The sequence below is a fragment of the Acinetobacter sp. YH01020 genome (assembly GCF_013420275.1).
Lineage (GTDB): Bacteria > Pseudomonadota > Gammaproteobacteria > Pseudomonadales > Moraxellaceae > Acinetobacter > Acinetobacter amyesii.
The window spans coordinates 95,423-120,093 of the sequence record NZ_VOYN01000001.1; the positions used below are offsets into that span (position 1 = coordinate 95,423).

The 24,671-nt window shown below is 40.6% G+C and carries 21 protein-coding genes; 12 read left to right on the forward strand and 9 right to left on the reverse strand.

The window, feature by feature from the left end; translation table 11 throughout:
• The first annotated feature begins 18 nt into the window (after positions 1-18).
• The 5 genes from rplL (at position 19) to FTT85_RS00540 (ending at position 10,311) form a co-directional block, all read left to right on the forward strand.
• Entirely contained in the window at positions 19-390 is a 372-nt protein-coding gene (gene rplL / locus FTT85_RS00520) for a 50S ribosomal protein L7/L12 (protein WP_078189828.1), read from the forward strand.
• A 304-nt stretch (positions 391-694) separates the two neighbouring features.
• Positions 695-4,783 carry a DNA-directed RNA polymerase subunit beta gene (rpoB, locus tag FTT85_RS00525; RefSeq protein ID WP_180063747.1) on the forward strand — a complete coding sequence of 1,363 codons (4,089 nt, stop codon included), beginning with the start codon at positions 695-697 and terminating at the stop codon, positions 4,781-4,783.
• Between the two features lie 140 nt (positions 4,784-4,923).
• Positions 4,924-9,123 carry a DNA-directed RNA polymerase subunit beta' gene (gene rpoC, locus FTT85_RS00530; protein WP_078192842.1) on the forward strand — a complete coding sequence of 1,400 codons (4,200 nt, stop codon included), beginning with the start codon at positions 4,924-4,926 and terminating at the stop codon, positions 9,121-9,123.
• Between the two features lie 159 nt (positions 9,124-9,282).
• Positions 9,283-9,825 carry a hypothetical protein gene (locus tag FTT85_RS00535; RefSeq protein WP_180182576.1) on the forward strand — a complete coding sequence of 181 codons (543 nt, stop codon included), beginning with the start codon at positions 9,283-9,285 and terminating at the stop codon, positions 9,823-9,825.
• Between the two features lie 129 nt (positions 9,826-9,954).
• Positions 9,955-10,311, forward strand: a complete 357-nt coding sequence (locus tag FTT85_RS00540; protein ID WP_180182577.1) for a DNA transfer protein p32 — start codon at positions 9,955-9,957, stop codon at positions 10,309-10,311.
• A 50-nt stretch (positions 10,312-10,361) separates the two neighbouring features.
• Here the strand turns inward: FTT85_RS00540 and FTT85_RS00545 are convergent, their stop codons facing one another.
• A complete protein-coding gene (locus FTT85_RS00545; protein WP_180182578.1) occupies positions 10,362-10,844 on the reverse strand; it encodes a DUF4442 domain-containing protein in 483 nt (160 codons plus the stop codon).
• 127 nt (positions 10,845-10,971) lie between these two features.
• On the opposite strand from FTT85_RS00545, the gene FTT85_RS00550 reads away from it, so the two are divergent.
• The 6 genes from FTT85_RS00550 to FTT85_RS00575 all read left to right on the forward strand — a co-directional run bounded on the left by FTT85_RS00550 (position 10,972) and on the right by FTT85_RS00575 (position 17,196).
• The gene (locus FTT85_RS00550; protein ID WP_180182579.1) at positions 10,972-11,847 is read left to right on the forward strand and encodes an alpha/beta fold hydrolase; all 876 of its coding nucleotides are present in this window, start codon (positions 10,972-10,974) and stop codon (positions 11,845-11,847) included.
• A 95-nt stretch (positions 11,848-11,942) separates the two neighbouring features.
• Positions 11,943-13,310, forward strand: a complete 1,368-nt coding sequence (locus FTT85_RS00555; protein WP_180182580.1) for a Na+/H+ antiporter family protein — start codon at positions 11,943-11,945, stop codon at positions 13,308-13,310.
• Positions 13,311-13,616: 306 nt separating this feature from the next.
• The gene (locus FTT85_RS00560) at positions 13,617-14,225 is read left to right on the forward strand and encodes an OmpW family protein (RefSeq protein ID WP_180113614.1); all 609 of its coding nucleotides are present in this window, start codon (positions 13,617-13,619) and stop codon (positions 14,223-14,225) included.
• A 156-nt stretch (positions 14,226-14,381) separates the two neighbouring features.
• Positions 14,382-14,729: a lysozyme inhibitor LprI family protein gene (locus FTT85_RS00565; RefSeq protein ID WP_078189819.1), complete on the forward strand. Its 348-nt coding sequence runs from the start codon at positions 14,382-14,384 to the stop codon at positions 14,727-14,729.
• A gap of 117 nt (positions 14,730-14,846) precedes the next feature.
• Positions 14,847-16,766 carry a molecular chaperone HtpG gene (gene htpG, locus FTT85_RS00570; protein ID WP_180182581.1) on the forward strand — a complete coding sequence of 640 codons (1,920 nt, stop codon included), beginning with the start codon at positions 14,847-14,849 and terminating at the stop codon, positions 16,764-16,766.
• Positions 16,767-16,920: 154 nt separating this feature from the next.
• Positions 16,921-17,196: a hypothetical protein gene (locus tag FTT85_RS00575; protein WP_180182582.1), complete on the forward strand. Its 276-nt coding sequence runs from the start codon at positions 16,921-16,923 to the stop codon at positions 17,194-17,196.
• 68 nt (positions 17,197-17,264) lie between these two features.
• Here FTT85_RS00575 and FTT85_RS00580 read toward each other — a convergent pair whose 3' ends face one another.
• The 5 genes from FTT85_RS00580 to FTT85_RS00600 form a co-directional block, all read right to left on the reverse strand.
• Positions 17,265-18,425, reverse strand: a complete 1,161-nt coding sequence (locus FTT85_RS00580; protein ID WP_180113611.1) for a hypothetical protein — start codon at positions 18,423-18,425, stop codon at positions 17,265-17,267.
• A gap of 98 nt (positions 18,426-18,523) precedes the next feature.
• Positions 18,524-19,972, reverse strand: a complete 1,449-nt coding sequence (locus FTT85_RS00585) for a hypothetical protein (RefSeq protein ID WP_180182583.1) — start codon at positions 19,970-19,972, stop codon at positions 18,524-18,526.
• Between the two features lie 11 nt (positions 19,973-19,983).
• Positions 19,984-20,163 carry a hypothetical protein gene (locus FTT85_RS00590; RefSeq protein ID WP_078189814.1) on the reverse strand — a complete coding sequence of 60 codons (180 nt, stop codon included), beginning with the start codon at positions 20,161-20,163 and terminating at the stop codon, positions 19,984-19,986.
• Positions 20,164-20,514: 351 nt separating this feature from the next.
• Complete coding sequence (locus tag FTT85_RS00595) at positions 20,515-20,703, reverse strand: hypothetical protein (protein WP_111885834.1); 189 nt, start codon at positions 20,701-20,703, stop codon at positions 20,515-20,517.
• A 234-nt stretch (positions 20,704-20,937) separates the two neighbouring features.
• Positions 20,938-21,186, reverse strand: a complete 249-nt coding sequence (locus tag FTT85_RS00600) for a hypothetical protein (RefSeq protein ID WP_180182584.1) — start codon at positions 21,184-21,186, stop codon at positions 20,938-20,940.
• Between the two features lie 237 nt (positions 21,187-21,423).
• Here FTT85_RS00600 and FTT85_RS00605 point away from each other — a divergent pair, with 237 nt between their 5' ends.
• Positions 21,424-21,624: a dodecin family protein gene (locus tag FTT85_RS00605; RefSeq protein WP_067761311.1), complete on the forward strand. Its 201-nt coding sequence runs from the start codon at positions 21,424-21,426 to the stop codon at positions 21,622-21,624.
• A 76-nt stretch (positions 21,625-21,700) separates the two neighbouring features.
• Here the strand turns inward: FTT85_RS00605 and FTT85_RS00610 are convergent, their stop codons facing one another.
• The 3 genes from FTT85_RS00610 to FTT85_RS00620 form a co-directional block, all read right to left on the reverse strand.
• Positions 21,701-22,387 carry a DsbA family protein gene (locus FTT85_RS00610; protein WP_111885832.1) on the reverse strand — a complete coding sequence of 229 codons (687 nt, stop codon included), beginning with the start codon at positions 22,385-22,387 and terminating at the stop codon, positions 21,701-21,703.
• 148 nt (positions 22,388-22,535) lie between these two features.
• Positions 22,536-22,955 carry a GNAT family acetyltransferase gene (locus tag FTT85_RS00615; RefSeq protein WP_180182585.1) on the reverse strand — a complete coding sequence of 140 codons (420 nt, stop codon included), beginning with the start codon at positions 22,953-22,955 and terminating at the stop codon, positions 22,536-22,538.
• Positions 22,956-23,082: 127 nt separating this feature from the next.
• Entirely contained in the window at positions 23,083-24,600 is a 1,518-nt protein-coding gene (locus FTT85_RS00620; RefSeq protein ID WP_180182632.1) for an acetyl-CoA hydrolase/transferase family protein, read from the reverse strand.
• Between the last annotated feature and the right edge of the window lie 71 nt (positions 24,601-24,671).

Below are 24,671 nucleotides of genomic sequence, written 5' to 3' on the forward strand. Positions count from 1 at the left end.
CCATTTGGAGTTACTCTCATGGCTTTAACAAACGAAGAAATCTTAAACGCAGTTGCTGAAAAAACTGTTCTTGAACTTGTTGAACTTATTTCTGCTTTCGAAGAAAAATTCAACGTATCTGCTGCTGCTGTAGCAGTTGCTGCTGCTCCTGGCGCTGCTGGTGCTGCTGCTGAAGAACAATCAGAATTCAACGTTGAGTTGACTTCTTTCGGTGCTAACAAAGTTGCTGTAATTAAAGCAGTTCGTGAAGCTACTGGCCTTGGTCTTAAAGAAGCTAAAGATCTTGTTGAAAGCGCTCCTTCAGTTCTTAAAGAAGGCGTTTCTAAAGAAGAAGGCGAAGAACTTAAGAAAAAACTTGAAGAAGCTGGTGCTACAGTTACACTTAAGTAATCTTAAGGGGAGTCGATTTTTTTATAATCGGCTCCAAAAAATGGCTGGTGGCCCTTGGGTCATCAGCCTTTTTGCGTTACAATAATCGGCTCGATTTTTGTTTGCATGATATAAAAATCATACAAATTAAAAATAATTTATAAAACCAAACGCTTACCAATATTTTTCAGTAAAAAAATATTGTTAAGCGTTTTAATACCACTAAAAATTGCAGCATTTGTGAAAGTGGTGGCCATATCGGCCTGCGTAATTCCTTCTAAGTTCGTTCTGCAGGCGGACTTAGTTTACTTTCCGAGGACTCCAGATGGCATACTCATATACCGAAAAGAAACGGATCCGTAAGAATTTTGGTAAATTGCCCAAGGTAATGGATGTTCCGTACTTGCTCGCGATTCAAGTCGACTCGTACCGAACTTTCCTTCAAGACGGCAAAACTCCAAAAAACCGCGAAGATATCGGTCTCCAAGCCGCATTTCGTTCAGTTTTTCCTATTGAAAGTTATTCTGGCAATGCTGCTTTAGAATTTGTTGAGTATAGTCTTGGTAAGCCTGAATTTGATGTGCGCGAATGTATTCTTCGTGGCTCAACTTATGCGGCGCCAATGCGTGTAAAAATTCGTCTGATCATTAAAGATCGCGAAACTAAAACAATCAAAGATGTGCGTGAGCAAGAAGTCTACATGGGTGAAATGCCACTTATGACAGACAACGGTACCTTTGTGATCAATGGTACTGAGCGTGTAATCGTATCTCAATTACACCGTTCACCAGGTGTATTCTTTGACCACGATAAAGGCAAAACTCACTCTAGCGGTAAAGTTCTTTATTCTGCTCGTATCATTCCTTACCGTGGTTCATGGTTAGACTTTGAATTCGACGCAAAAGATCTTGTATATGTTCGTATTGACCGTCGTCGTAAATTGCTTGCGACCGTTGTGCTTCGCGCCTTGGGTTATAATAACGAACAAATCCTAGACATGTTCTACGAAAAAGTACCTGTATATCTTGATATGGGTAGCTATCAAATTGACCTGGTTCCAGAACGTCTACGTGGCGAAATGGCACAGTTTGATATCGTGGGTACAGACGGTAAAACAATTGTTGAACAAGGTAAACGTATTAACGCGCGCCATGTTCGTCAAATGGAAGCAGCAGGTCTTGAAAAACTTTCAGTTCCTGATGAATACCTATATGAACGTATTGTTGCTGAAGATGTAACGTTACGTGATGGCGAAGTAATTGCTGCAAATACCGTACTTAGCCATGAAATTATGGTGAAATTGGCTGAAGGCGGCGTTAAACAATTCAACGTACTTTATACTAATGACATCGACCGTGGTCCATTCATTGCGGACTCTTTACGTGCAGATACTACAACTGGTCGTGAAGAAGCACTTGTAGAAATCTACAAAGTGATGCGTCCGGGTGAGCCACCAACAAAAGAAGCTGCTGAAAACTTATTCAACAACTTGTTCTTCTCTTCTGAACGTTATGACTTATCACCAGTAGGTCGTATGAAGTTCAACCGTCGTTTGGGTCGTCCTTACGAAGTGGGTACGGATCAGAAGTCTCGTGAAGTTGAAGGTATTCTTTCGAACGAAGACATCACTGATGTATTGAAAACATTGGTTGAAATCCGTAACGGTAAAGGTGAAGTCGACGATATCGATCACTTGGGTAACCGTCGTGTTCGTTCTGTTGGTGAAATGACAGAAAACCAATTCCGTGTTGGTCTAGTTCGTGTTGAACGTGCTGTTAAAGAACGTTTATCTCAAGCTGAAACTGATAACTTGTCTCCGCAAGATTTAATCAATGCGAAACCAGTTGCTGCTGCAATCAAAGAATTCTTTGGTTCAAGCCAGTTGTCTCAGTTCATGGACCAAAACAACCCGTTGTCTGAAATTACACACAAACGTCGTGTATCAGCATTGGGCCCAGGTGGTTTGACTCGTGAGCGTGCGGGCTTCGAAGTACGTGATGTACATCAAACTCACTACGGTCGTGTATGTCCAATTGAGACCCCTGAAGGTCCAAACATTGGTTTGATCAACTCACTTTCTGTTTATGCGAAATGTAATAACTTCGGTTTCTTGGAAACTCCATACCGTAAAGTTGTTGATGGTCGTGTAACGGATGATGTTGAATACCTTTCTGCGATTGAAGAAGTAGGTACTGTGATTGCACAGGCCGATTCTGGTATCGATAAAGACGGTAACTTAACTGAAGAATTCGTATCTGTACGTCACCAAGGTGAATTTGTACGTATTCCACCAGAAAAAGTAACGCATATGGATGTATCTGCTCAGCAGGTTGTATCTGTAGCAGCATCACTTATTCCGTTCCTTGAACACGATGATGCCAACCGTGCATTGATGGGTTCAAACATGCAGCGTCAGGCTGTTCCTACTTTACGTGCTGACAAACCGCTTGTTGGTACAGGTATGGAAGCAAACGTAGCGCATGACTCGGGTGTGTGTGTACTTGCGAAACGTGGTGGTCGTATTGAGTTTGTTGATGCTTCTCGTGTCGTTATTCGTGTAAACGAAGAAGAGATGGTGGCAGGCGAAGCAGGTGTAGATATCTACAACCTGATCAAATACACCCGTTCGAACCAAAATACATGTATCAACCAAAACGTTGTTGTACGTTTAGGTGACAAAGTTGCACGTGGTGACGTTCTTGCTGATGGTCCATCAACAGATGGCGGTGAATTGGCATTGGGTCAAAACATGCGTGTAGCGTTCATGACTTGGAACGGTTACAACTACGAAGACTCGATCTTACTATCAGAGCGTGTACTTCAAGAAGATCGTTTAACGTCTATCCACATCCAAGAGCTTTCATGTGTTGCACGTGATACCAAATTGGGTGCTGAAGAAATTACAGCGGATATCCCGAACGTGGGTGAAGCTGCACTTTCTAAATTGGATGAATCAGGTATCGTTTATATCGGTGCTGAAGTAACTGCTGGTGACATTCTTGTAGGTAAAGTAACGCCTAAAGGTGAAACGCAGTTAACTCCGGAAGAAAAATTGCTTCGTGCAATCTTTGGTGAAAAAGCGGCTGACGTAAAAGACTCTTCATTACGCGTATCTTCATCTGTGAAAGGTACTGTAATTGACGTTCAAGTATTTACACGTGACGGTCTTGAAAAAGACGAACGTGCTCAAGCAATTGAGAAAGCACAACTTGATGCTTACCGTAAAGACTTGAAAGAAGAATACAAAATCTTCGAAGAAGCGGCTCGTGAACGTATTGTTCGTCTATTGAAAGGTCAAGAATCTAACGGTGGCGGTACAACTAAACGCGGTGACAAATTAACTGAAGAGTTATTGTCTGGTCTTGAGTTGGTTGATCTTATTGAAATCCAACCAGTCGACGAAGCGATTGCTGAACGTTTAACTCAAATTCAAGTGTTCTTGAAAGAGAAGAGCCTTGAAATTGACGAGAAATTTGCAGAGAAAAAACGTAAATTGTCTACAGGTGATGAACTAACAACTGGCGTATTGAAAGTTGTTAAAGTTTACTTGGCTGTAAAACGTCGCATCCAACCGGGTGATAAAATGGCGGGTCGTCACGGTAACAAAGGTGTTGTATCAAACATCTTGCCTGTAGAAGACATGCCACACGATGCAAACGGTGTTCCAGTTGATGTTGTACTTAACCCACTGGGTGTACCATCACGTATGAACGTGGGTCAGATTCTTGAAACTCACTTAGGTATGGCGGCTAAAGGTCTTGGCGATCAAATCGACAAGATGATGAAAGAGCAACGTACTGTACTTGAGCTTCGTGATTTCTTAGACAAAATTTACAACAAAGTTGGTGGCGAACAAGAAGATCTTGATAGCTTAACTGATGAAGAAATCTTGGTGCTTTCAGGTAACTTGCGTAAAGGTGTTCCTTTAGCAACACCAGTATTTGATGGTGCTGAAGAATCACAAATTAAAGAATTGTTAGAACTTGGTGGCATTTCACGTACTGGTCAAACAGTATTGTATGATGGTCGTACAGGTGAGCGTTTTGACCGTCCAGTAACTGTAGGTTACATGTACATGTTGAAACTGAACCACTTGGTTGACGACAAGATGCATGCGCGTTCTACTGGTTCTTACTCTCTAGTAACTCAACAGCCGCTTGGTGGTAAAGCACAATTCGGTGGTCAGCGTTTCGGTGAGATGGAAGTATGGGCACTCGAAGCTTACGGTGCAGCATACACACTTCAAGAAATGCTTACTGTGAAGTCGGATGACGTTGAAGGTCGTACCCGTATCTATAAGAACATTGTAGATGGTAACCATTACATGGACCCAGGTATGCCTGAATCGTTCAACGTATTGACCAAAGAGATCCGTTCTTTAGGTATCAACATTGAACTGAAAAATGGTGACTAATTAGCTCCATTGAATCTCCCTTGCGAAGCAGTGCTTCTCACCTCTTTAATCAAGAGGGGCAAGGGGGATTTCTCAGTTAAAAAACAATATTTGTGACCCAGTTGTGAAGTGAAAATCTCCACAACACACGGAGAAAAAAATTGAAAGACTTGCTCGATATCATGCGCAAAAAGACGGATTCAGACGGTCATGCTCCTGTAGAGTTTGATCGCATCCGTATTGGTCTTGCGTCACCAGAAATGATTAAGTCGTGGTCTCATGGTGAAGTTAAAAAGCCTGAAACCATTAACTACCGTACGTTCAAACCTGAACGTGATGGTTTATTCTGTGCCAAAATCTTTGGTCCAGTAAAAGATTACGAATGCTTGTGTGGTAAATACAAGCGTATGAAATACAAAGGCGTCATTTGTGAAAAATGTGGCGTTGAGGTAACAACTGCAAAAGTACGTCGTGAGCGTATGGGTCATATTGACCTTGCTTCTCCAGTTGCACATATTTGGTTCTTAAAATCACTTCCTAGCCGTATTGGTCTGCTTTTAGACATGACTTTACGTGATATCGAACGTGTATTGTATTTCGAATCATACGTTGTAACTGACCCAGGTATGACTCCACTTGAGAAATACCAACTTCTAAACGATGAAGAATACTTCACTGCTTTAGAAGAACACGGTGATGAATTCACTGCGAAAATGGGTGCAGAAGCAGTTCAAGATTTGTTGAAAGACATCGATCTTGAAGCTGAAATTTCACGTCTTCGTGAAGAAATTCCAAACACAACTTCAGAAACGAAGCTTAAAAAAGCCTCTAAACGTCTGAAATTGATGGAAGCGTTCAAAGAGTCGAACAACAAGCCAGAATGGATGGTGATGAATGTACTTCCAGTACTTCCACCTGATCTTCGTCCGTTGGTTCCTCTAGAAGGTGGTCGTTTTGCGACTTCTGACTTGAACGATCTTTACCGTCGTGTAATCAACCGTAACAACCGTTTAAAACGTCTTCTAGACCTTGCAGCACCAGACATTATCGTACGTAACGAAAAACGTATGTTACAAGAGTCTGTAGATGCATTGCTTGATAACGGTCGTCGTGGTCGCGCAATTACCGGTTCGAACAAACGTCCTCTTAAATCTTTGGCAGACATGATCAAAGGTAAACAAGGTCGTTTCCGTCAAAACTTATTAGGTAAACGTGTCGATTACTCTGGTCGTTCGGTAATTACTGTAGGTCCAACTTTACGTCTGCACCAATGTGGTCTTCCGAAAAAAATGGCGCTTGAATTATTCAAACCATTCATTTTCGCGAAACTACAAGCGTCTGGCCAAGCGACAACCATTAAAGCTGCGAAGAAAATGGTTGAGCGTGAAACGCCAGAAGTTTGGGACGTACTTGCTCACGTAATTCGTCAACATCCAGTGATGTTGAACCGTGCGCCTACACTTCACCGTTTGGGTCTTCAAGCATTTGAACCAACACTAATTGAAGGTAAAGCGATTCGTCTTCACCCGTTAGTTTGTGCGGCATTTAACGCCGACTTCGACGGTGACCAAATGGCGGTACACGTACCATTAACACTTGAAGCTCAGTTAGAAGCTCGTGCGTTAATGATGTCAACAAACAACATTCTTTCTCCTGCGAACGGTGAGCCAATCATCGTACCTTCTCAGGACGTTGTCTTAGGCTTGTACTACATCACTCGTGATGCGATCAATGCCAAAGGTGAAGGTATGGTGTTTGCGGATACTGACGAAGTAAACCGTGCACTTGCAACAGGTCAAGTTGATTTACACGCTCGCGTAAAAGCACGTGTACACCAAACTGTCATTGATGAAAATGGTAACCGTGAACAACAAACCATTGTTGTAGACACAACTCCAGGTCGTTGTTTGCTTTGGGAAGTTGTACCTGAAGGTATGGATTTCCAACAAATCAACGTTGAGATGACTAAAAAGAACATCTCTAAATTGATCAACTCTTGCTACCGTAAATTGGGTCTAAAAGATACTGTTATCTTTGCTGACCAATTAATGTACTTGGGCTTCCGTCAAGCGACTCACTCAGGTGTGTCTGTTGGTATGGAAGACATGTTGATTCCGCCACAAAAACAAGCAATTATCGAAAAAGCTGAAGTTGAAGTTCGTGAAATTGAACAACAATTCGAGCAAGGTTTCGTAACTGCCGGCGAACGTTATAACAAAGTTGTCGATATTTGGGCGCGTACAAACGACCAAGTAGCGAAAGCGATGATGGACAACTTATCTTTCACAACTGTTAAAAACAAACAGGGTGAAGACGAGAAACAAAAATCATTCAACTCGATCTACATGATGTCTGACTCAGGTGCCCGTGGTTCGGCAGCTCAGATTCGTCAGTTAGCGGGTATGCGTGGTTTGATGGCGAAACCAGATGGTTCGATCATTGAAACACCAATTAAAGCGAACTTCCGTGAAGGTTTGACCGTACTTCAGTACTTCATTTCAACACACGGTGCACGTAAAGGTTTGGCCGATACTGCATTGAAAACTGCGAACTCAGGTTACTTGACTCGTCGTTTGGTTGACGTTGCACAAGACTTGGTAATTACTGAGCCAGATTGTGGTACTTTCGACGGTCTTGTAATGACTCCGTTCATTCAAGGTGGCGATGTCATCGAGAACTTAGGTACTCGAGTATTGGGTCGTGTACTTGCTGAAGATGCGAAGAAACCAGGTTCGGATGATGTGATTCTCCCACGTAATACTTTAATCGACGAAAAACTTGCAAACTACTTAGAAGAGCAAGGTGTCGATGAAGTGAAAGTACGTTCAGTTGTAAACTGTGAATCTACTTTCGGTGTATGTGCGAAATGTTACGGTCGTGACCTTGCTCGCGGTCACTTGGTGAATCCAGGTGAATCTGTGGGTGTAATGGCTGCTCAATCAATTGGTGAGCCAGGTACACAGTTAACAATGCGTACGTTCCACGTAGGTGGTGCTGCGAGCCGAACTTCTGCTGCTAACAGCGTACAAGTTCGTAACAAAGGTACAGTACGTTTCCACAATGTGAAAACAGTACAACACGCTAAAGGTCACTTGGTATCAACTTCACGTTCAGGTGAAATCGGTATCGCTGATGACATCGGTCGTGAACGCGAACGTTACAAAATTCCATACGGTGCTTCAATCATCATTAAAGATGGCGAAGCTGTGGAAGCTGGCGGTATCGTAGCGACTTGGGATCCGCATACACATCCATTGGTTACCGAAGTTGCAGGTAAAGTGCGTTTCAGCCAAATCGCTGATGGCGTAACTGTGACATCGAAAACTGATGATGCAACAGGTATGACGACTATTGAGGTACTTCCAGTAACTTCACGTCCAGCATCTGGTAAAGATATGCGTCCAGCTGTTGTATTGGATACAACAGATGGCGGCGAACAGTTCTACTTCCTACCACAAAACACGATTCTGACTGTGCGCGACGGCGAAACAATTGGTGTTGGTGACGTTATTGGTCGTGTACCACAAGAATCTTCACGTACACGTGATATTACCGGTGGTCTACCGCGTGTAGCTGACTTGTTCGAAGCACGTAAACCGAAAGAACATGCGATCCTTGCTGAAATTTCAGGTATCGTAAGCTTCGGTAAAGAGACCAAAGGTAAGAACCGTCTTGTGATTACTCCGGATGATGGCTCTGAGATTTACGAAGAGCTAATTCCGAAATGGCGTACGATTAACGTGTTCGAAGGTGAGCATGTGAACCGTGGTGAGACCATTTCTGATGGTCCGCAAAATCCACACGACATCTTACGTTTGAAAGGCGAAGTTGCACTGACAAACTACATCGTGAACGAAGTTCAAGACGTATACCGTCTGCAAGGTGTAAAAATCAACGACAAGCACATTGAAGTGATCGTACGTCAAATGCTTCGTAAAGTTGAAATCACTGACGGTGGTGATACAAGCTTCATTAAAGGCGAGCAAGTGGAATACATCCGCGTTGTTCAAGAAAACCAAGCTGTGGCAGCTCAGAACAAGTTCCCAGCGAAGTTTGAACGTCAATTGATGGGTATTACCAAAGCGTCGCTTTCTACTGACTCGTTCATTTCTGCTGCATCGTTCCAGGAAACAACTCGTGTGTTAACTGAAGCTGCTGTAACAGGTAAAGAAGATGAATTACGTGGTCTGAAAGAAAACGTAGTTGTAGGTCGTCTGATCCCAGCGGGTACAGGTTTGGCTTACCACTTAGAACGTCGTCGTCAAGAGTCTGAAGCTGCAGAGCTTGAGCTTCACAATGATTTCTCTGATGTAGATCAAGCATTAAGCCAAGCATTTAGCGATGAATTTAACGGTCTTTAATTAGCCCTTAAATCATTCAAAAAAGCCACCTTTGGGTGGCTTTTTTTATGCGGATGAATTGAAAATTAAAGCTTTCCTAATGTTGATTTATTTCCTATAGTAAAAATAGAACATAACAAATCTCTTGATTTTTAAACTTAAACATAACGGGGTCTTTTGATGAAATTCACACAGCAATTATTCGCAGTTTCTGCATTATTCAGCTCATTGACAGCGATTGCTGCACCTATGCCCAATTCGATTGTGGTTGAAGATAAAGCTGTAGTTCCAGTACTAAAAACAGAAGTGATTCGCCGTGTTGCAGGTCAAGAACCTGTACGCCAAGTGACTGCAACAGTGTTAGAAATGACCAATAAAGGTCAGGATATCGTGGCACGTGAAATTGAACTTTCAGATCATCAAAGTGATTTTTCTGAAAAGAAATTATCGATTCCAGTACTTCAACGTGGTGGCGTCATCGTCCCGACCTCTAAAATTGAAACCAAGACGACGGTGAAGCAGGACGGTCAGATTCTTCGTCAAAACACCAATATTGATGCAGAAGGTGTAGAGTTTAAGAAAGGGCAAGACCCGATTAAACGCACGCTAAAACTAGATCAGGCAACAGATCCAGAAAGCAAAGCCAAACTCTCTCATGTTGTGCTGACTGAAAATGGTGAAACCACAAAAGATTTGATGATTTTGGATGAAAACCCTGAGTGATTCGTGAGCGATTAGGCATGGTTTTTACAAAATGCAGCATTTATGCTCCAAGCCGTAACAAGCTATGTTTAATTGTTTCATACAATGGTTTTAGAATCATAGGTATTGAAGAAGACAAGGAACATCACAATGAAAAAAGTAATGAGCGTATGTGCAGTCGCGATGATGTCGACCCTAATGCTTGCTGGTTGTGAAAGCATGTCGTCCAATGAACAACGTATTGGTGCTGCAGCTTTAGGTGGTGCCATAGGTGGTGGTGTGGGTAATAATGTTGGTGGTGGTGTAGGTGCAGCCGTTGGTGGTGGTGCTGGTGCAGCTGTCGGTAGTAAAACTCAAAACGGTTCAAACCGAAATGCCACATATAGTGGTGTAGGTGGTGCGATTGGTTCTGCAGTCGGTAAAAGTATCTTTGGTGGTAACACCGGTGCTGCGATTGGTGGTGCAATCGGTGGTGGCGCAGGTGCTGCAATTGAGCAAAATCGCTAATCCAATCCGATAAATTTGAATGAAAAGGCGCTTAAAGATAAGCGCCTTTTTTATTTACGTGGACGGGGTTGCTTGCGACGAATGTATAGGGTTTTTTGAACTTCAGCGATACGTAAGCCTGCTTCATCAAAAATATTTAAGCTATAGTTCCGTAGTACAGGTGCGTGGTTATCTGCTAAGTTTTTAATATGATTGATTTCATTTGGGTCGAGCTGGATGTCAGCGTATACCGTTCCACGCCCAGGGGATAAAAATTGGATATTTGCAGCTTTGTCCCACACGATATAACGTGAGCCAAGGTGATGCATCAAAATCAACATATAAAATGGGTCAACCATTGAATAAAGACTACCGCCAAAATGTACACCGACGATATTTTGATTTTTACGAGTTAATGGCATTTTGACGCGAATGTGATAATTGGCGAGATCAATTTTATCAATCGAAATGCCAGCACCTTTATAAGGGGCATAATGATTGAGTAAGAATTTAGAGACAATAGGCATTGTCATTATTTTATGGATTATGCTCATACTGGGTCAATTTTTTTTATGCTGAACTTTGCATACTAAATGAGTTTCCAAACTGTGGCATTGATCACATTGCCCATGTTCACAAATAAAACGTCAATTCGATGGAATCGATAAAAGGACAAGAAGAATGCAACCACTAAATACGCAATGGGTGAATACCACAGATCAACAACGGCTCTATGTGAAGACATGGGGTGATGAAACTAAGCCGGCATTGGTTTTGGTTCATGGTTATCCTGATAATCAGGAAGTATGGGAACCAGTTATTGAACATCTTGGTTCTGAATTTTATATTGTGAGCTATGACGTGCGAGGTGCAGGGCAGTCATCTGTGCCCCGTAAAGTACGAGACTATCGTTTGGAGCAATTATCACTTGATTTGGATAGTGTAACGCAAGCGGTATTAGGCGAACGTAGTTTTCATTTGGCCGCGCATGATTGGGGCTCTATCCAATCTTGGGAATCGGTGACTGAGCCAAAATTTCGCTCACGTATTTTGTCTTATTCAACTATTTCTGGGCCATGTTTGGATCATGCGGCATTTTTGCTCAGAAATAGCTTTAAGCATCAGCAGAAAAAATTACTCAAATTATTAAGTAAGTCATGGTACATCGGGGTATTCCAATTACCATTTTTGGCACCGACCGCGTGGCATTTTTTGAATGCTGAACGTTGGGGAAAAATTGTGAATGATTTAGAACGTACTCAAGAATTGCCTTTGAATCATAATATTCAGCATGATGGTAAACACGGTATTGCGCTTTACCGTGCTAATTTTATTCCCCGCTTAACTCAGCCTAGACAACGTCATGCGGTCTGTCCTGTACAAGCGATTGTGTTGAAACATGATAATTTTGTCAGTCCAGATTACATTAAAGAATTACCTAATTGGGTTGAAGATTTATCTGTAGTTGAAGTCAATGCCAATCATTGGGCCGTGCTAAGCCAACCCGAAAAAATTGCAGGTTACATCGCTCAATTTGCGCAATCACAGCAGCTTTAAGTAAATCTTTCAACAGTGTCACTTCATCGATAGGGGGCTAAATAGCGAGCAAATTCTGATAAAATACGGTTTTTTGTCAGACTCCCTTTTTTCTTATGTTTGCTATTCTTGCCGCAATTACAGTCATGTTTGGACTGTCGCTGGCACGCGTGCCTGTTGTATTTGCACTGATCATTGGTGCAGTAACAGGTGGCTTGTTAGCTGGCCTTGGTATTCATGGCACCATCGAAGCGTTTAATAGTGGCTTAGGCAACGGTGCTCAAATCGCACTTGCTTATGGCGTGTTGGGGGCATTTGCTTTGGCACTTGCGCGTTCAGGTTTGCCCGATTTACTGGCTTATCAACTGATTACCAAACTCAAAGGTAACAGTAATGTGAAAGCCCAGAATCGCGTGAAATACGTAATTTTCGCTACTATCGCTTTAGCCGCCGTATGTTCACAAAACGTGATTCCAGTGCACATAGCGTTTATTCCAGTATTAATTCCACCATTACTCAGCGTATTTAATCATTTAAAACTTGACCGTCGTTTGATTGCTTGTGTTCTGACTTTTGGTCTTGTGGCGACTTATATGCTGGTACCTTTTGGTTTTGGTGCTATTTTCCTTAACGATATTTTAGGTCAAAACATCAATACCTTTGGTAAGCCATACGGTTTCAACATCAGCTATGATCAAATTCCAACTGCTATGGCAATTCCAGTATTTGGGATGTTTGTTGGCTTATTAATTGCTGTTTTTTATAGCTACCGTAAACCACGAGAGTATGCTGACGTTCAGGTTAAGGAATCACAGCACACCATCTCCTCTGATGTAAAAGCAGATGAAAATGGTAAACCACAAGTCGCTAAATTTACTTTAATCATGGCTGCGGTAGCAGTAGTTGCTACGCTTTCTGTTCAAGTCGTATCTGAGTCGATGATTTTGGCGGGTCTCGTTGGTGTTGCGATCTTAAGCTGTGCAGGTATTTTTAAGTGGAAAGAAGCCGATGATGTCATTATCAGTGGTATGCGCATGATGGCACTGGTGGGTTTTATTATGATTTCTGCGCAGGGCTTTGCATCTGTGATTGAGGCTACGAATCAAGTACCAACACTGGTACAAGCTTCAGTTGAATGGATTGGAAACAGCCAAGGTTTAGCTGCATTTTGGATGCTATTGATAGGGCTATTAATTACCTTAGGTATTGGTTCTTCATTCTCAACAATCCCAATTTTGGCCATTATTTATGTACCACTTTGTATTCAATTTGGTTTTAGCCCAGCGGCAACGATTGCCATTATTGGTACAGCAGCAGCTTTAGGAGATGCAGGTTCTCCGGCATCAGACTCAACTTTAGGCCCAACATCAGGCCTTAATATGGATGGTCAGCATGACCACATGAAAGACAGTGTGGTCCCGACCTTCATTCACTACAATTTTCCATTAATGATCTTTGGTTGGATTGCCGCAATGGTACTCTAAAAAATTTTCAAAGATAAATAAAAAGGCGATTATATAATCGCCTTTTTTATTATTTAAACCTGATGAATTTAGTTGGTTTAAAATAATTCATTTGATTAATTCTGATTAAAATGGTTGGTATATTTTAAATAATAAGTTAATTATAATGGTTGATAAATAAAACCAACCTTTGAACTATGATTAAAATAAATATAGTTAATTAATAATAACTTATATAATAATGTAATAAATTATTAAATAATGTTATTGCATAATTTTAATACTAATGTTTAATATTAATTATTCATTCTAGAAGGTTGTTTAAAAATGTTAAAACAAGCTGCTCTTATTGCATTATTGGGTATGTCTGCATCAGCTATGGCTGGTCAATGGCAAGTGAAAGTTGGTGGTTCTGTGGTAGCCCCTACTTCCGACACAAGTATTTTAAACGGCGCAGTAAATGTTGAAGCAGATCATGAATATGCATTTACACCATCAATTGAATATTTCTTTAATGACAACATTTCAGCTGAATTACTTTTGGCAACGCCAATAAGTCATGATGTAAATGTTACAGGTGCTGTAGATGCTGGTGTGAAGGTTAAACATTTGCCACCTACAATTACTGCAAAATATAACTTTAAAAATTCAACACGTTTCACACCGTATATTGGTGTAGGTGGTACAGCATTTGTTGCGTGGGATGAAAAAGCAAGTGGTGATTTAGCTGGTGCTAAAGTAAAAGTAAAAGAAGACTTTGGTTTTGCAGGTCAAGTCGGTTTTAACTACCAGCCAGCTGATGCAAAAAACTGGGGTGTTTTCTTTGATGCACGCTATGCTCAGATTAGCCCAGAAGTGGAAATTACAGGTGTACCTAAATTTGATTTAGATATCGATCCTATGGTGTATACAATTGGTTATAGCTACAAATTCTAAGCTGTAACTGATCTTAAAACCCTGCCATTAGGCAGGGTTTTTTATGCAGCATATTCCATTCATCAGTTGATCGAATTGAACAAATAGGCAATAGAAAATTTAGGTAGAAGTGTTAGAGTCGAGATAAATCAGCAAGTTGGATGAAGAGAAAAGACGATGAAAAAAATTATTCAGGGTATGCTGGTCTTGGGCAGTGCTTATTTTATTTCGACAAGTTATGCCGCAAGTTTTGATTGTAAAAAGGCGAAAACCATTACCGAACATGCGGTTTGTGATAACCGTAGTATTAATGATGCCGATGTCAAAATGGCAACAACCTATACGATTATTCGTCATTTGGTTCCCATGGGGACACGTGGTGCAATTCAAGATCAACAAATAAAATGGCTACAACTACGCGATCAGTGCCGTGACAATGTCAGTTGTTTAAGTGATGTATATAAAATGCGGCAGCAAAAACTGGATCTCTACATGGACCGCGTTTATAAACAAGGACCTTTTTAAACCTTAAAATTTAGTGCGACAGAATAAAAATTTTCCATTCACACTATTGAAAAATAGTGAAGTCCCTCCATTCATATAGGCAATTGATAATTTTACTCAGTATGAACGGAGAGACTGATGAGCGAACAACAATCTCAAAAACACAGCTTCCAAGCGGAAGTGGCTCAGTTACTGCATTTAGTAACACATTCTTTATATTCAAATCCTGAAATTTTCCTTCGTGAGTTGGTATCAAACGCATCTGATGCCTGCGATAAATTACGTTTTGAAGGCATTAACCATCCTGAATATTATGAAAATGATCCAGATTTACATGTGCGTATTCATTTAAATAAAGAGCAGAAGACAATTACCATTTCGGATAATGGTATTGGTATGACACAACAAGAAGCGATTGATCATTTGGGTACGATTGCTAAGTCTGGCACTAAAGATTTTATGTCGAAGCTTACGGGTGATCAAAAGTCAGATGCACAATTGATTGGTCAATTTGGTGTGGGCTTCTATTCAGGTTTTATTGTTGCTGAAAAAATTACAGTGGAATCACGTCGTGCTGGGGTAAATGCCGCTGAAGGGGTACGTTGGGTTAGTAATGGTACAGGTGAGTTTGATGTAGAGCCAATTGATAAGGCTTCACGTGGAACCGACATCATTTTGCATTTACGCGAGGATGCTTTAGATTATTTAGATCGTTACAAAGTTAAGCAGATTATTAATAAATACTCTGATCATATTAGTTTGCCAATTGAGATGCAGAAAGAAGTTTGGCAACAAGAGGAAGCTGCCGAAGGCGAAGAAGCAAAACCTGGTCAATATGTACTGACGGATGAATGGGAAGCGATTAACTCAGCAAGTGCATTATGGACGCGTAATAAAAATGAGATCAGTGAAGAACAATATACTGAGTTTTATAAAAACCTGAGCCATGATTTTGAAGCCCCGCTTGCGTGGACACACAACCGTGTAGAGGGAAGTACGGAATATACACAGTTACTTTATATTCCATCTCGCGCACCAAGCAATATTTTCACACGTGAAGCTAAAGCAGGAATTAAGCTGTATGTGAAACGTGTATTTATCATGGATGATGCGGATAATTTGATTCCTAATTATTTACGTTTTGTTCAAGGTGTGGTGGATAGCGCAGACTTACCACTTAATGTAAGCCGTGAATTATTACAAGAAAGTCACGACGTTAAAACGATTCGTGAAGGTAACGCCCGCCGTATTTTAACGGTGCTAGATGGTTTGGCGAAATCTGAAGATGTTGCTGATCAAGAGAAGTTTGCAAAATTCTACGCTGAGTTTGGTTCAGTCTTAAAAGAAGGCTTAGGCGAAGACATGGCGAATCGTGAGCGTATTCTAAAATTATTACGCTTTGCTTCGTCAAATAATGATGAAGTGAAAACATCATTTGCAGACTATAAAGCCAATATGAAAGAAGGCCAAAAGGCAATTTACTATGTGACTGCTGATAGTTTAAATGCTGCGAAAAACTCACCACAACTTGAATTGTTCAAGAAAAAAGGTATCGAAGTGCTGCTCATGACTGAACGAGTGGATGAGTGGGCGATGGAATTTGTTTTTGAGTTTGATGGAACACCATTACAGAATGTATCGAAAGGTGCAGTTGATTTGGGTGATCTACAAGATGCTGAAGAGAAGAAAGCACTTGAGGAAGCTGCTGAGCAGTTTAAACCTGTTGTTGAAAAACTGTCGGATGCGTTAAAAGATAAGACCTCTGAAGTGCGTGTAACAACACGTTTAGTGGACTCTCCTGCGTGTTTGGTGGTGGCTGAGGGTGAGTTATCACCGCAACTGGTCCGTATGCTAAAACAAGCAGGACAAGCGGTTCCCGAGTCAAAACCAGTCTTGGAAATCAATCCATCCCATCCGTTGGTACAAAAATTAGAAAGTTCGGTGCAGTTTGATGACTTAGCAAATGTTATTTTTGATCAGGCGTTGATTGCTGAAGGCGGTTTACCCGAAGATCCTGCCCAATACATCAAACGGATTAACAGCTTATTGCTGAAGTAACGGTAGATATGAAATGAACCTCCTTCGGGAGGTTTTTTTATTTGGTTTTTCGATAGAGGGCATAAATAAAAACGTCCATGTTTTAATCTTTAAAATAAATTAAAAATAAATAATTAATCTATAATAGCGATCATTGAATATTGGGAATTGTAAGATGAAAACTTTAGTGATCGCTGTAATGGGTTCGCTGCTCTCTATGGGCCTCATGCAATCTGCTCAGGCAGATAGCGCTACGCAAAAAATGGTGCGTAATGACCGAGTGCAGGTTTCAAAACAAATCGCACAATATGATATCAATCCTTTTGTAGATAGTCGCCGTGTGATGCGAAATGATCGTGTTCAGTATAGTTTTCCTAAAGTGAAAAAAGTCGCTGAAAAACAGCCGAGTTTTGTACGTAATGATCGTGTGCGTGTGATTAAGAAAAATTGAAGCTGAGTTATTTAAAAAAAGCCCATCCTGTTGAGATGGGCTTTTGATTCGCTGTGAAATAGAGGGTATTAGAACAAGGCTTCAAGGCGCACTAAAGCGCCCACAAAGTGGCTTTTATCGTCACGATGGTTGTTGAGGTAGTTGAGATCACCTTGGATATAAAACCATTCACGTAGAAAGGGCTGTCGCCATGATACATAGGGTCCCCAACTGTTTAAACGCAGTTGATCGTTATTGTAAAAACCACCTGTATATAGGCCGTAGTTGAATCGGTTACCTTTAAAAAATTGGTGTTGGCGGTAACTGAAGTTATCCCATTTCAGATCATCATCCTGTGCATCTGCATAGGTCAGGTTGAATTGGTTTGAGATAAAGGGTTGGCCTGGACGGGCATGGGTTAATTCTAAATTGGTTCTTAGATAATTTTCACTATCGATACCATAACGATAAATTTGTTCGGCTAAAAAACTGTAATCATTGTCGAGTTGCCATTTTTTAGCTGCTTTTAAGCGGACATATAGGTCATCACCAGAACGTAAACCGAGATCAACGTCAGTTTCGAAGGGCAGTCGATCTGAAATTTCTGACCAACGTAAAGCCAGTGAACTGTTATCTTCACGGGTTTGCTTATTGTCATAATTTTTATCACTACGCCCCGCAGGGTTTTCATTGGTAATTGCAGCATTATTTTCTAATTCATTATCAAGTGAGTCATCACCAAAGACCACACTCAATTTTTTTTCTAAAGTGGGAAGCTTAATTTTACCGCGAATACGTGGCTTAATTTCGTATTCATCGTGCTTATTCCAACTGTTGTCTAAAATCACCCTAAGGGTAGCATTGGCTGGTTTATCAGGCTCACTTTGCCCAAACCAGTTATCCATGCGAACGGCAGTTCGATCTGCCCAATTTCGGACTTTCTTCTGTTGTCGATCGGTCCAGCTATTATTTTCCGTTTGTTCTGTTGTCGGAACAATGGGGTGATCTGATTGTTCAGGTAAGAAGGTCGGTGTTGTATCAATCCAACGTGGAATTTGATCTAAAAAATCATAGGTCTTTGGCATGATATACGGTGAACTTTGCTCGGTTGCAGGCACATCCTGAGAATGTTGCCCCTCAGTTTCATTGACGACAGCATCAGTTTCATTGGCCCAAGCAACTTGATACATCAAGCTTATTGATGCGGAAAAAAGCAAAGTCCGAATAAAGTACTGTTGTTTTTTATGCATATGTTTTGGCTCTATTTAATTATCATCTGAGTATCCTGCATCTGTAGTTTTGTTATTTTTGTCGGATAAATGCAAGCCAAACTACAAAATAAATGCAATTAATCTTCGGTCGTTTGCTTAAGCGCTTGATAAAGCGAAATCACATCAATGGGTTGAGGCAATTGTTGGATCACATTTTGGATGCTTTGCCAATTTAAACCTTGCTGTCGATGGAGGATCAAATAGGGAAGGGCTTGTTCGGTACGCAAGAGTGCCATGCGTTTTTGACCGTGGATTAAACGTATTTTTTGACGTTCTTGTAATAATAACAGCGGGGTATGTAGCGTCGGTTCAGGTTCATCAAAATGAATGAATTTTTGCGTATGAATTAATTGTGCCGGGATAAATGGATAATAGTCGTTTTGCGACCAAATTATTTCAGCCTGCTGAGACTGTTGATAGAGCTGATCAGGTTCAGCACATAGTTGTTCTAGATTGTCCCAAGTCATGACTTTAATCGCAGCAAGTTCATGTTGATGTTGTTGGCAAAACAGCTGAGAGAGTCGAATGGCTTCCATTTGCGTTTGCGCACCAAACAACAAGAGATATTTGATGAAGCGACCTTCGATATTGATTTGCTCTGCTAAATACAGTGGCTGGTTTTTCCAATCTGTACCATCTGTCGTATGCATTAGAACATCAAGTTGCGTTGTGAGTTCAGGCTGATCTATAAACTGCAATTCATACAAGCCCAATTGTGCATCGATGTTTTGCAGCTTTTGAACGCGAGCGGTGTATTGAGCGATTTGAACCTGTTCAGGAAGTTCAACGCCTGCCATTGTCGAGTTGAGATATTCCTCCGATGGCGCATGTGTTGGCTGCTCAATTAGAACAAGAGGAATGGTATCAGGTGCAGAAAGCTCCGGTTTATTTGTATTTGAGTTATCAAGCAACGTATCCGCTTCATTGATTTGCTTATCGCAATGATCTAGATCGACAGATCCGTCATTATTTATCGTTTCAATCGGCAGTAGGGCATCCACACTTGCTGCAACAGTGTTTGGTGCTGTGCTGACTTCTTCTTTTAGGCGTAAGGCATGTAGACTTAGATCGGTATCACTGATTAAACATTTATATAGCTGTTGTTGTTCAATTAACCAATCATAGCATTCGCTAAAATTGCCCCATTCACTGAGTAAAGCCGTGCGCTGTTTGGCTGGAATCATCCACACTTGCCAACCTAATTCATGGTCATGCAGCAAGGCCCAACCCATCTCTGGATATTGATATAAAGCATTTTCAAGTGCAGCATCATGGTTAAAATAGCCACGAAATAACAATGAATATGGCGTTTGTTTGGAAAATTCAGTGGCAGCCATTTGTGGCTTAGTTAATGCACGATAACTTAATATTTGCTTTTGAAAAATTGGTTCATCGCATAAGGCAAAAATTTCATGAATCCGACGTTTAGAAAGCGCAGTTTCATAAAAACTCAAAGCACGGTGTTCAAGTTGATGGGTCAGTACATGGATTTCTTTTATTAATTGTACTTTCTCTTGTAGATTCATTTGTCCGCTTCCTAAAGGACTTTTTGTGCTTTTTCTAAATATTTAGCCAATACAATATTGGTTGCAAGTTCTACTAATTTATATTCAGCCGAATTCGGGTTTCGATATGTATTGGCCAATTCAATCAGGCGTTCAATATCGATAACCTGCGGTGAAATTTTTCCTTGTATCAGTGCCTGAAGTTCTTGCATAGGACAATGTAAATTTAAAAATAAAGAAGTCGATTAGTTCATTTGATTATAGAGATTTCATTAAAAAAAACATGGAAATAAATGTCAGCTTCTACAAATTAAGCGTTAAATATGACAATTAATGCGCATTTTGTTTAAAAATAATACCAAATCATTAGCTTAAAGATAGGTTTTGCAAAAGATATAGCGGTATGGTTTGATCAATTTTTTTGAAGTCATCATCAGCGATCGAGCGCTTTTAGATGTTCATTTTTAATGTTAAGTAAAGAATAAAGCCCAAAGTAAAGGCACATAAAATAAAAAACCGATGGTGGGAGCCATCGGTTTTTTTATGGAAAAATCAGCTAAAAATTAAGCTTTTTTTTCTGTGTTTGTTATAACTTCAGTTGTATCAGCAGCTGGAGCTTGGCTCTCTGCATTGGCAGTTTCAGCAGTTACAGCTTTTTTTACTGGAAAATCTGGTACGTAAACGATTTGTGCAGAAACAGTTGCAGAAAGCGCCATCACAGCAACAGCCATAGCATATTTGATTGCGTTCATTTGTGTATTCCTATCAATCATTAGTAACTCAAAAATTGAGTCAGGGAGAAAATTAATCACTTGAATTTATGTGAAAATAATATCAAAAAATAATCAATTAAAAATGATCGATTCGGCAACACAAGATAAATGGTAGGATTTAATATTTATATAAAACAGTCTATTAGAGTTATTGCTCTAGAGTTTTTATTAGCTGAGTGACAGCGGCGTATCACTCAGATATAGATGAAAAATCTATGAATGTTTGGCACATTTCTTTTCATAGACTTTGCCTGCGATACCACCAGTAATGGCACCACTAATCGTACCAAAAACAGGCAATATACTGCCTGCAACAGCTCCGATCGCAGCACCTTTGACGGTCGGAGAAAAACGTGAGAGAAAGCTATTCTTCCCTGTTTGGGACTCGTTGGTGGTTGTTTGATGGGGTGTATTGGTAGATAGTTCGGTTTCAGCAGAAGTTGCTTGAGGTTCAATAGTCATGACATTACTCCCGAGCATGATCGTTTGAAGAATGAAGCTTTTAGCCTAATCGGTAGTGGCCTTGGCTTAAACAGAAAGCATGTAATAAATGATGGTCAGTTTGTAATCCCTCGAAGTGGAATTCACTCCTGTGTAAGACATGTAATATTTTGCTGTTTTGATGTTTAAAAAATAACCAAAATAAGTGACTTAATCATATGATGAAGATTCAAAATCATAACAATGAGGATAAATACAATGTCTGTTGCTAAAGTCGTTGAAGTAAATGCAAGTAGCACAAAAAGTTTTGAAGATGCAATCCAAACGGGAATTAATAAAGTCACTGAAACCGTAAAGAACGTTCAGGGTGCATGGATTAATGAACAAAAAGTTGTGGTGAAAGACAATAAAATTGCGGAATATCGAGTGAACTTAAAAATCAGCTTCTTGGTGGAATAAGTTTCATTTTATTGATGTTAAAAACTGATCATAAAAAATCCCCGAAGTTCGGGGATTTTTGATTGAACGCGCTGAATTATTTTTCAGGTGTTTCACAGCTTTCATCATTACAGACAGGTGTAGGAGCAAGCTCAGGGAGTTCCGCAGCTTTGTCCATCACTTTTTTAAATACATCTTTCGGTTGAGCGCCTGCTAAAGCAATGCGTTGCTCAAATACAAAGAACGGTACACCCGTAACTTTAAGTTGATCGCGTGCTACTTCTTCGTCGTATTTGACGAAATCAGCAAATTCATCTGAGTCTAATAAGTCATCGACTTCAACAGGGTTTAGACCAATACGAGATGCAACGTCTTCTAAGGTTTCACGTTCACCAATGGCCAAGCCTTGGGTCATATAGCTATAGAAGAAAGCTTCTTTGGCTTCACTGCCGAGACCTTTGCTTTGTGCAAGATGAATCAAGCGGTGCGCGTTGAAAGTATTGCCTGAATTGGCTTTTTGCCAGTTAAATTCAATACCTTCAGCTTTTGCCATTTCGGCAATATTGCGCTGCATTTCCTCTACTTCTTCAATACTGCGGCCATATTTTTGAGCTAGACGTTCAGTATTAGAAATTTCTAGGCGAGCGGGCGCATCTGCATCAAGTTGATAGCTATGCCAAAACACTTCAAGCTCTACACCCGATTCTTCGGCAGCAGCTTCAAGGCGTTTTTTCGCAATATAACAAAATGGGCAAACCACGTCTGACCAGATATCTACACGCATGGGAAATCTCTTTTCTATGTTCTGGGAAAATGATGGGGGCAAATCCTAAAATTTAAAGCCAAGCAATGCAATCCATTTTTGTTTCGATGGCGTAATGTCGTTTTTTTTTGATTTTGTTACAAGGATTGAATGAAGATTTGTCGAACGATTAATCCGTGATTAAACGTTTACCCAAACAAATCACTTCAACCTCTTCATAGCCCAATTGTTCATAAAAATTTTGTACGTCAATGTTGTCTTGGCGAATCAGTAATTGAAGTTTTGGGCAGCCTAAAGCAATTAAGCGTTTTTCTAATTGTTGAATGAGGGCGGTAGCGACGCCATTACGTTGAAAATGTGGATGTACGGCAAGATAATTGCCCCAGCCTCGGTGTCCATCATAGCCACCCATGACAGTTGCAATCAGTTGATCATCTTTGACCGCCAACAAGAATAATTGATCACGTTGAGCCAATTTTCGAAATATATCAATTTCAGGGTTATTCCATGGACGGGTCAGATCACACAGTTCCCAAAGTGCAATCACATCGTCTAAATCAGTTTCGAGATAGGGGCGGATAATAAACATAATTTTTGTTTTAGCATGTATTTTGACCAATTTAGATTAGTCGAGTTTTGCAGACTTGATAAGTCATATTGAAAAATAAAAGCCATAAAAAAACGCTCTGAAGAGCGTTTTTTTAGTTCACTGTCAATTAAGCAGTTTTCACTTCAGGTTGAGCAGCTAACATATGGCCGTTCTCTTCGAAGTTGATGTGCCAAGACAATGCTTCTCGTAGAAGGTGAGGTGTTTGACCACCTTTCGCACAAGCACGGTCGAAGTAATCGTTTAATGCTGCACGGTAGCTTGGGTGTGCACAGTTGTCGATTACAGCACGAGCACGTTCACGTGGAGCAAGACCACGTAAGTCAGCAAGACCTTGTTCAGTAACCAAGATGTCAACGTCGTGTTCAGCATGGTCAACGTGAGAAGCAAATGGAACAACAGAAGAAATGTCGCCACCTTTTGCAATTGATTTAGTCACGAAGATCGCCAAGTGCGCATTACGTGCGAAGTCACCTGAACCACCAATACCGTTCATCATTTTTGTACCGCAAACGTGAGTCGAGTTCACGTTACCGTAGATATCAAACTCAAGTGCTGTGTTGATACCGATAATACCTAAACGACGTACAAGTTCTGGGTGGTTAGAAATTTCTTGTGGACGTAATACAAGTTTGTCTTTGTATTGTTCAAGGTTATTAAATACTTTTTCGCCATATTTCGCAGAAAGCGTAATAGAGGAACCTGAAGCAAATTTCATTTTGCCTGCGTCGATCAATTCAAATGTACAGTCTTGAAGTACTTCAGAGTACATGATCAAGTCTTCAAAGTTTGAATCTTTAAGACCAGTCAATACTGCGTTTGCAATTGAACCAATACCTGCTTGTAATGGACCTAGGTTTTTCGGTAAACGGCCTTCTTCTACTTCTTTTTCAAAGAAAGCGATAAGGTGGTTTGCAATACCTTGAGTTTCATCATCAGGGGCAGTCACTGTAGATGGAGAGTCATGCAATTCGTTGTTAAATACGATACCTACGATTTTTGAAGGATCGATGTTGATTGCATGTGTACCAATACGTTCATCAACATGAGTCAATGGAATCGCTTGACGTGTTGGACGATATGTTGGGATATAAATATCGTGTAAGCCTTCAAATGCTGGGCTTAAGTTGGTGTTAATTTCAACAATCACTTTTTCAGCAAAAATTGCGAAGCTTGCAGAGTTACCTACAGAAGTTGTAGGGATGATGCCACCATCTTCAGTGATCGCAACAGCTTCAATAATTGCTACATCAGGCTTTTTAAGCTGAAGGTTACGCATTTGTTCAACTGTTTCAGACAAATGCTGATCGATGAACATTACTTCGCCTTTGTTGATGGCTTTACGTAATGTATTGTCTACTTGGAACGGTAAACGACGAGCAAGAACACCTGCTTCAGTCAATTTTTTGTCCAAATCGTTACCCAAGCTCGCGCCAGTAATTAGGGTAATTTTAAGAGGATTAGCATGAGCCTGTTGAATCAACGCTAAAGGTACAGCTTTCGCTTCACCTGCGCGTGTGAAACCACTCATACCTACCGTCATACCATCCTGAATGAATTCAGCAGCTTTTTCTGCGCTGATAACTTTGTCGTGTAGGGCAGCTAAACGGATGCGATCTAAAGACATCATATACTCTCGTGAAATTCTCAAAACTGATACGGATTGTACCGATCAAAAAAGCCATTTTGCATACCTGT

Excerpts from the sequence above, each read along its gene's own strand:
- rplL (WP_078189828.1), top strand. The coding sequence starts at position 19 with ATGGCTTTAACAAACGAAGAAATCTTAAACGCAGTTGCTGAAAAAACT.
- rpoB (WP_180063747.1), top strand. The coding sequence starts at position 695 with ATGGCATACTCATATACCGAAAAGAAACGGATCCGTAAGAATTTTGGT.
- FTT85_RS00535 (WP_180182576.1), top strand. The coding sequence starts at position 9,283 with ATGAAATTCACACAGCAATTATTCGCAGTTTCTGCATTATTCAGCTCA.
- FTT85_RS00540 (WP_180182577.1), top strand. The coding sequence starts at position 9,955 with ATGAAAAAAGTAATGAGCGTATGTGCAGTCGCGATGATGTCGACCCTA.
- FTT85_RS00545 (WP_180182578.1), bottom strand. The coding sequence starts at position 10,844 with ATGAGCATAATCCATAAAATAATGACAATGCCTATTGTCTCTAAATTC.
- FTT85_RS00550 (WP_180182579.1), top strand. The coding sequence starts at position 10,972 with ATGCAACCACTAAATACGCAATGGGTGAATACCACAGATCAACAACGG.
- FTT85_RS00555 (WP_180182580.1), top strand. The coding sequence starts at position 11,943 with ATGTTTGCTATTCTTGCCGCAATTACAGTCATGTTTGGACTGTCGCTG.
- FTT85_RS00560 (WP_180113614.1), top strand. The coding sequence starts at position 13,617 with ATGTTAAAACAAGCTGCTCTTATTGCATTATTGGGTATGTCTGCATCA.
- FTT85_RS00565 (WP_078189819.1), top strand. The coding sequence starts at position 14,382 with ATGAAAAAAATTATTCAGGGTATGCTGGTCTTGGGCAGTGCTTATTTT.
- htpG (WP_180182581.1), top strand. The coding sequence starts at position 14,847 with ATGAGCGAACAACAATCTCAAAAACACAGCTTCCAAGCGGAAGTGGCT.
- FTT85_RS00575 (WP_180182582.1), top strand. The coding sequence starts at position 16,921 with ATGAAAACTTTAGTGATCGCTGTAATGGGTTCGCTGCTCTCTATGGGC.
- FTT85_RS00580 (WP_180113611.1), bottom strand. The coding sequence starts at position 18,425 with ATGCATAAAAAACAACAGTACTTTATTCGGACTTTGCTTTTTTCCGCA.
- FTT85_RS00585 (WP_180182583.1), bottom strand. The coding sequence starts at position 19,972 with ATGAATCTACAAGAGAAAGTACAATTAATAAAAGAAATCCATGTACTG.
- FTT85_RS00590 (WP_078189814.1), bottom strand. The coding sequence starts at position 20,163 with ATGCAAGAACTTCAGGCACTGATACAAGGAAAAATTTCACCGCAGGTT.
- FTT85_RS00595 (WP_111885834.1), bottom strand. The coding sequence starts at position 20,703 with ATGAACGCAATCAAATATGCTATGGCTGTTGCTGTGATGGCGCTTTCT.
- FTT85_RS00600 (WP_180182584.1), bottom strand. The coding sequence starts at position 21,186 with ATGACTATTGAACCTCAAGCAACTTCTGCTGAAACCGAACTATCTACC.
- FTT85_RS00605 (WP_067761311.1), top strand. The coding sequence starts at position 21,424 with ATGTCTGTTGCTAAAGTCGTTGAAGTAAATGCAAGTAGCACAAAAAGT.
- FTT85_RS00610 (WP_111885832.1), bottom strand. The coding sequence starts at position 22,387 with ATGCGTGTAGATATCTGGTCAGACGTGGTTTGCCCATTTTGTTATATT.
- FTT85_RS00615 (WP_180182585.1), bottom strand. The coding sequence starts at position 22,955 with ATGTTTATTATCCGCCCCTATCTCGAAACTGATTTAGACGATGTGATT.
- FTT85_RS00620 (WP_180182632.1), bottom strand. The coding sequence starts at position 24,600 with ATGTCTTTAGATCGCATCCGTTTAGCTGCCCTACACGACAAAGTTATC.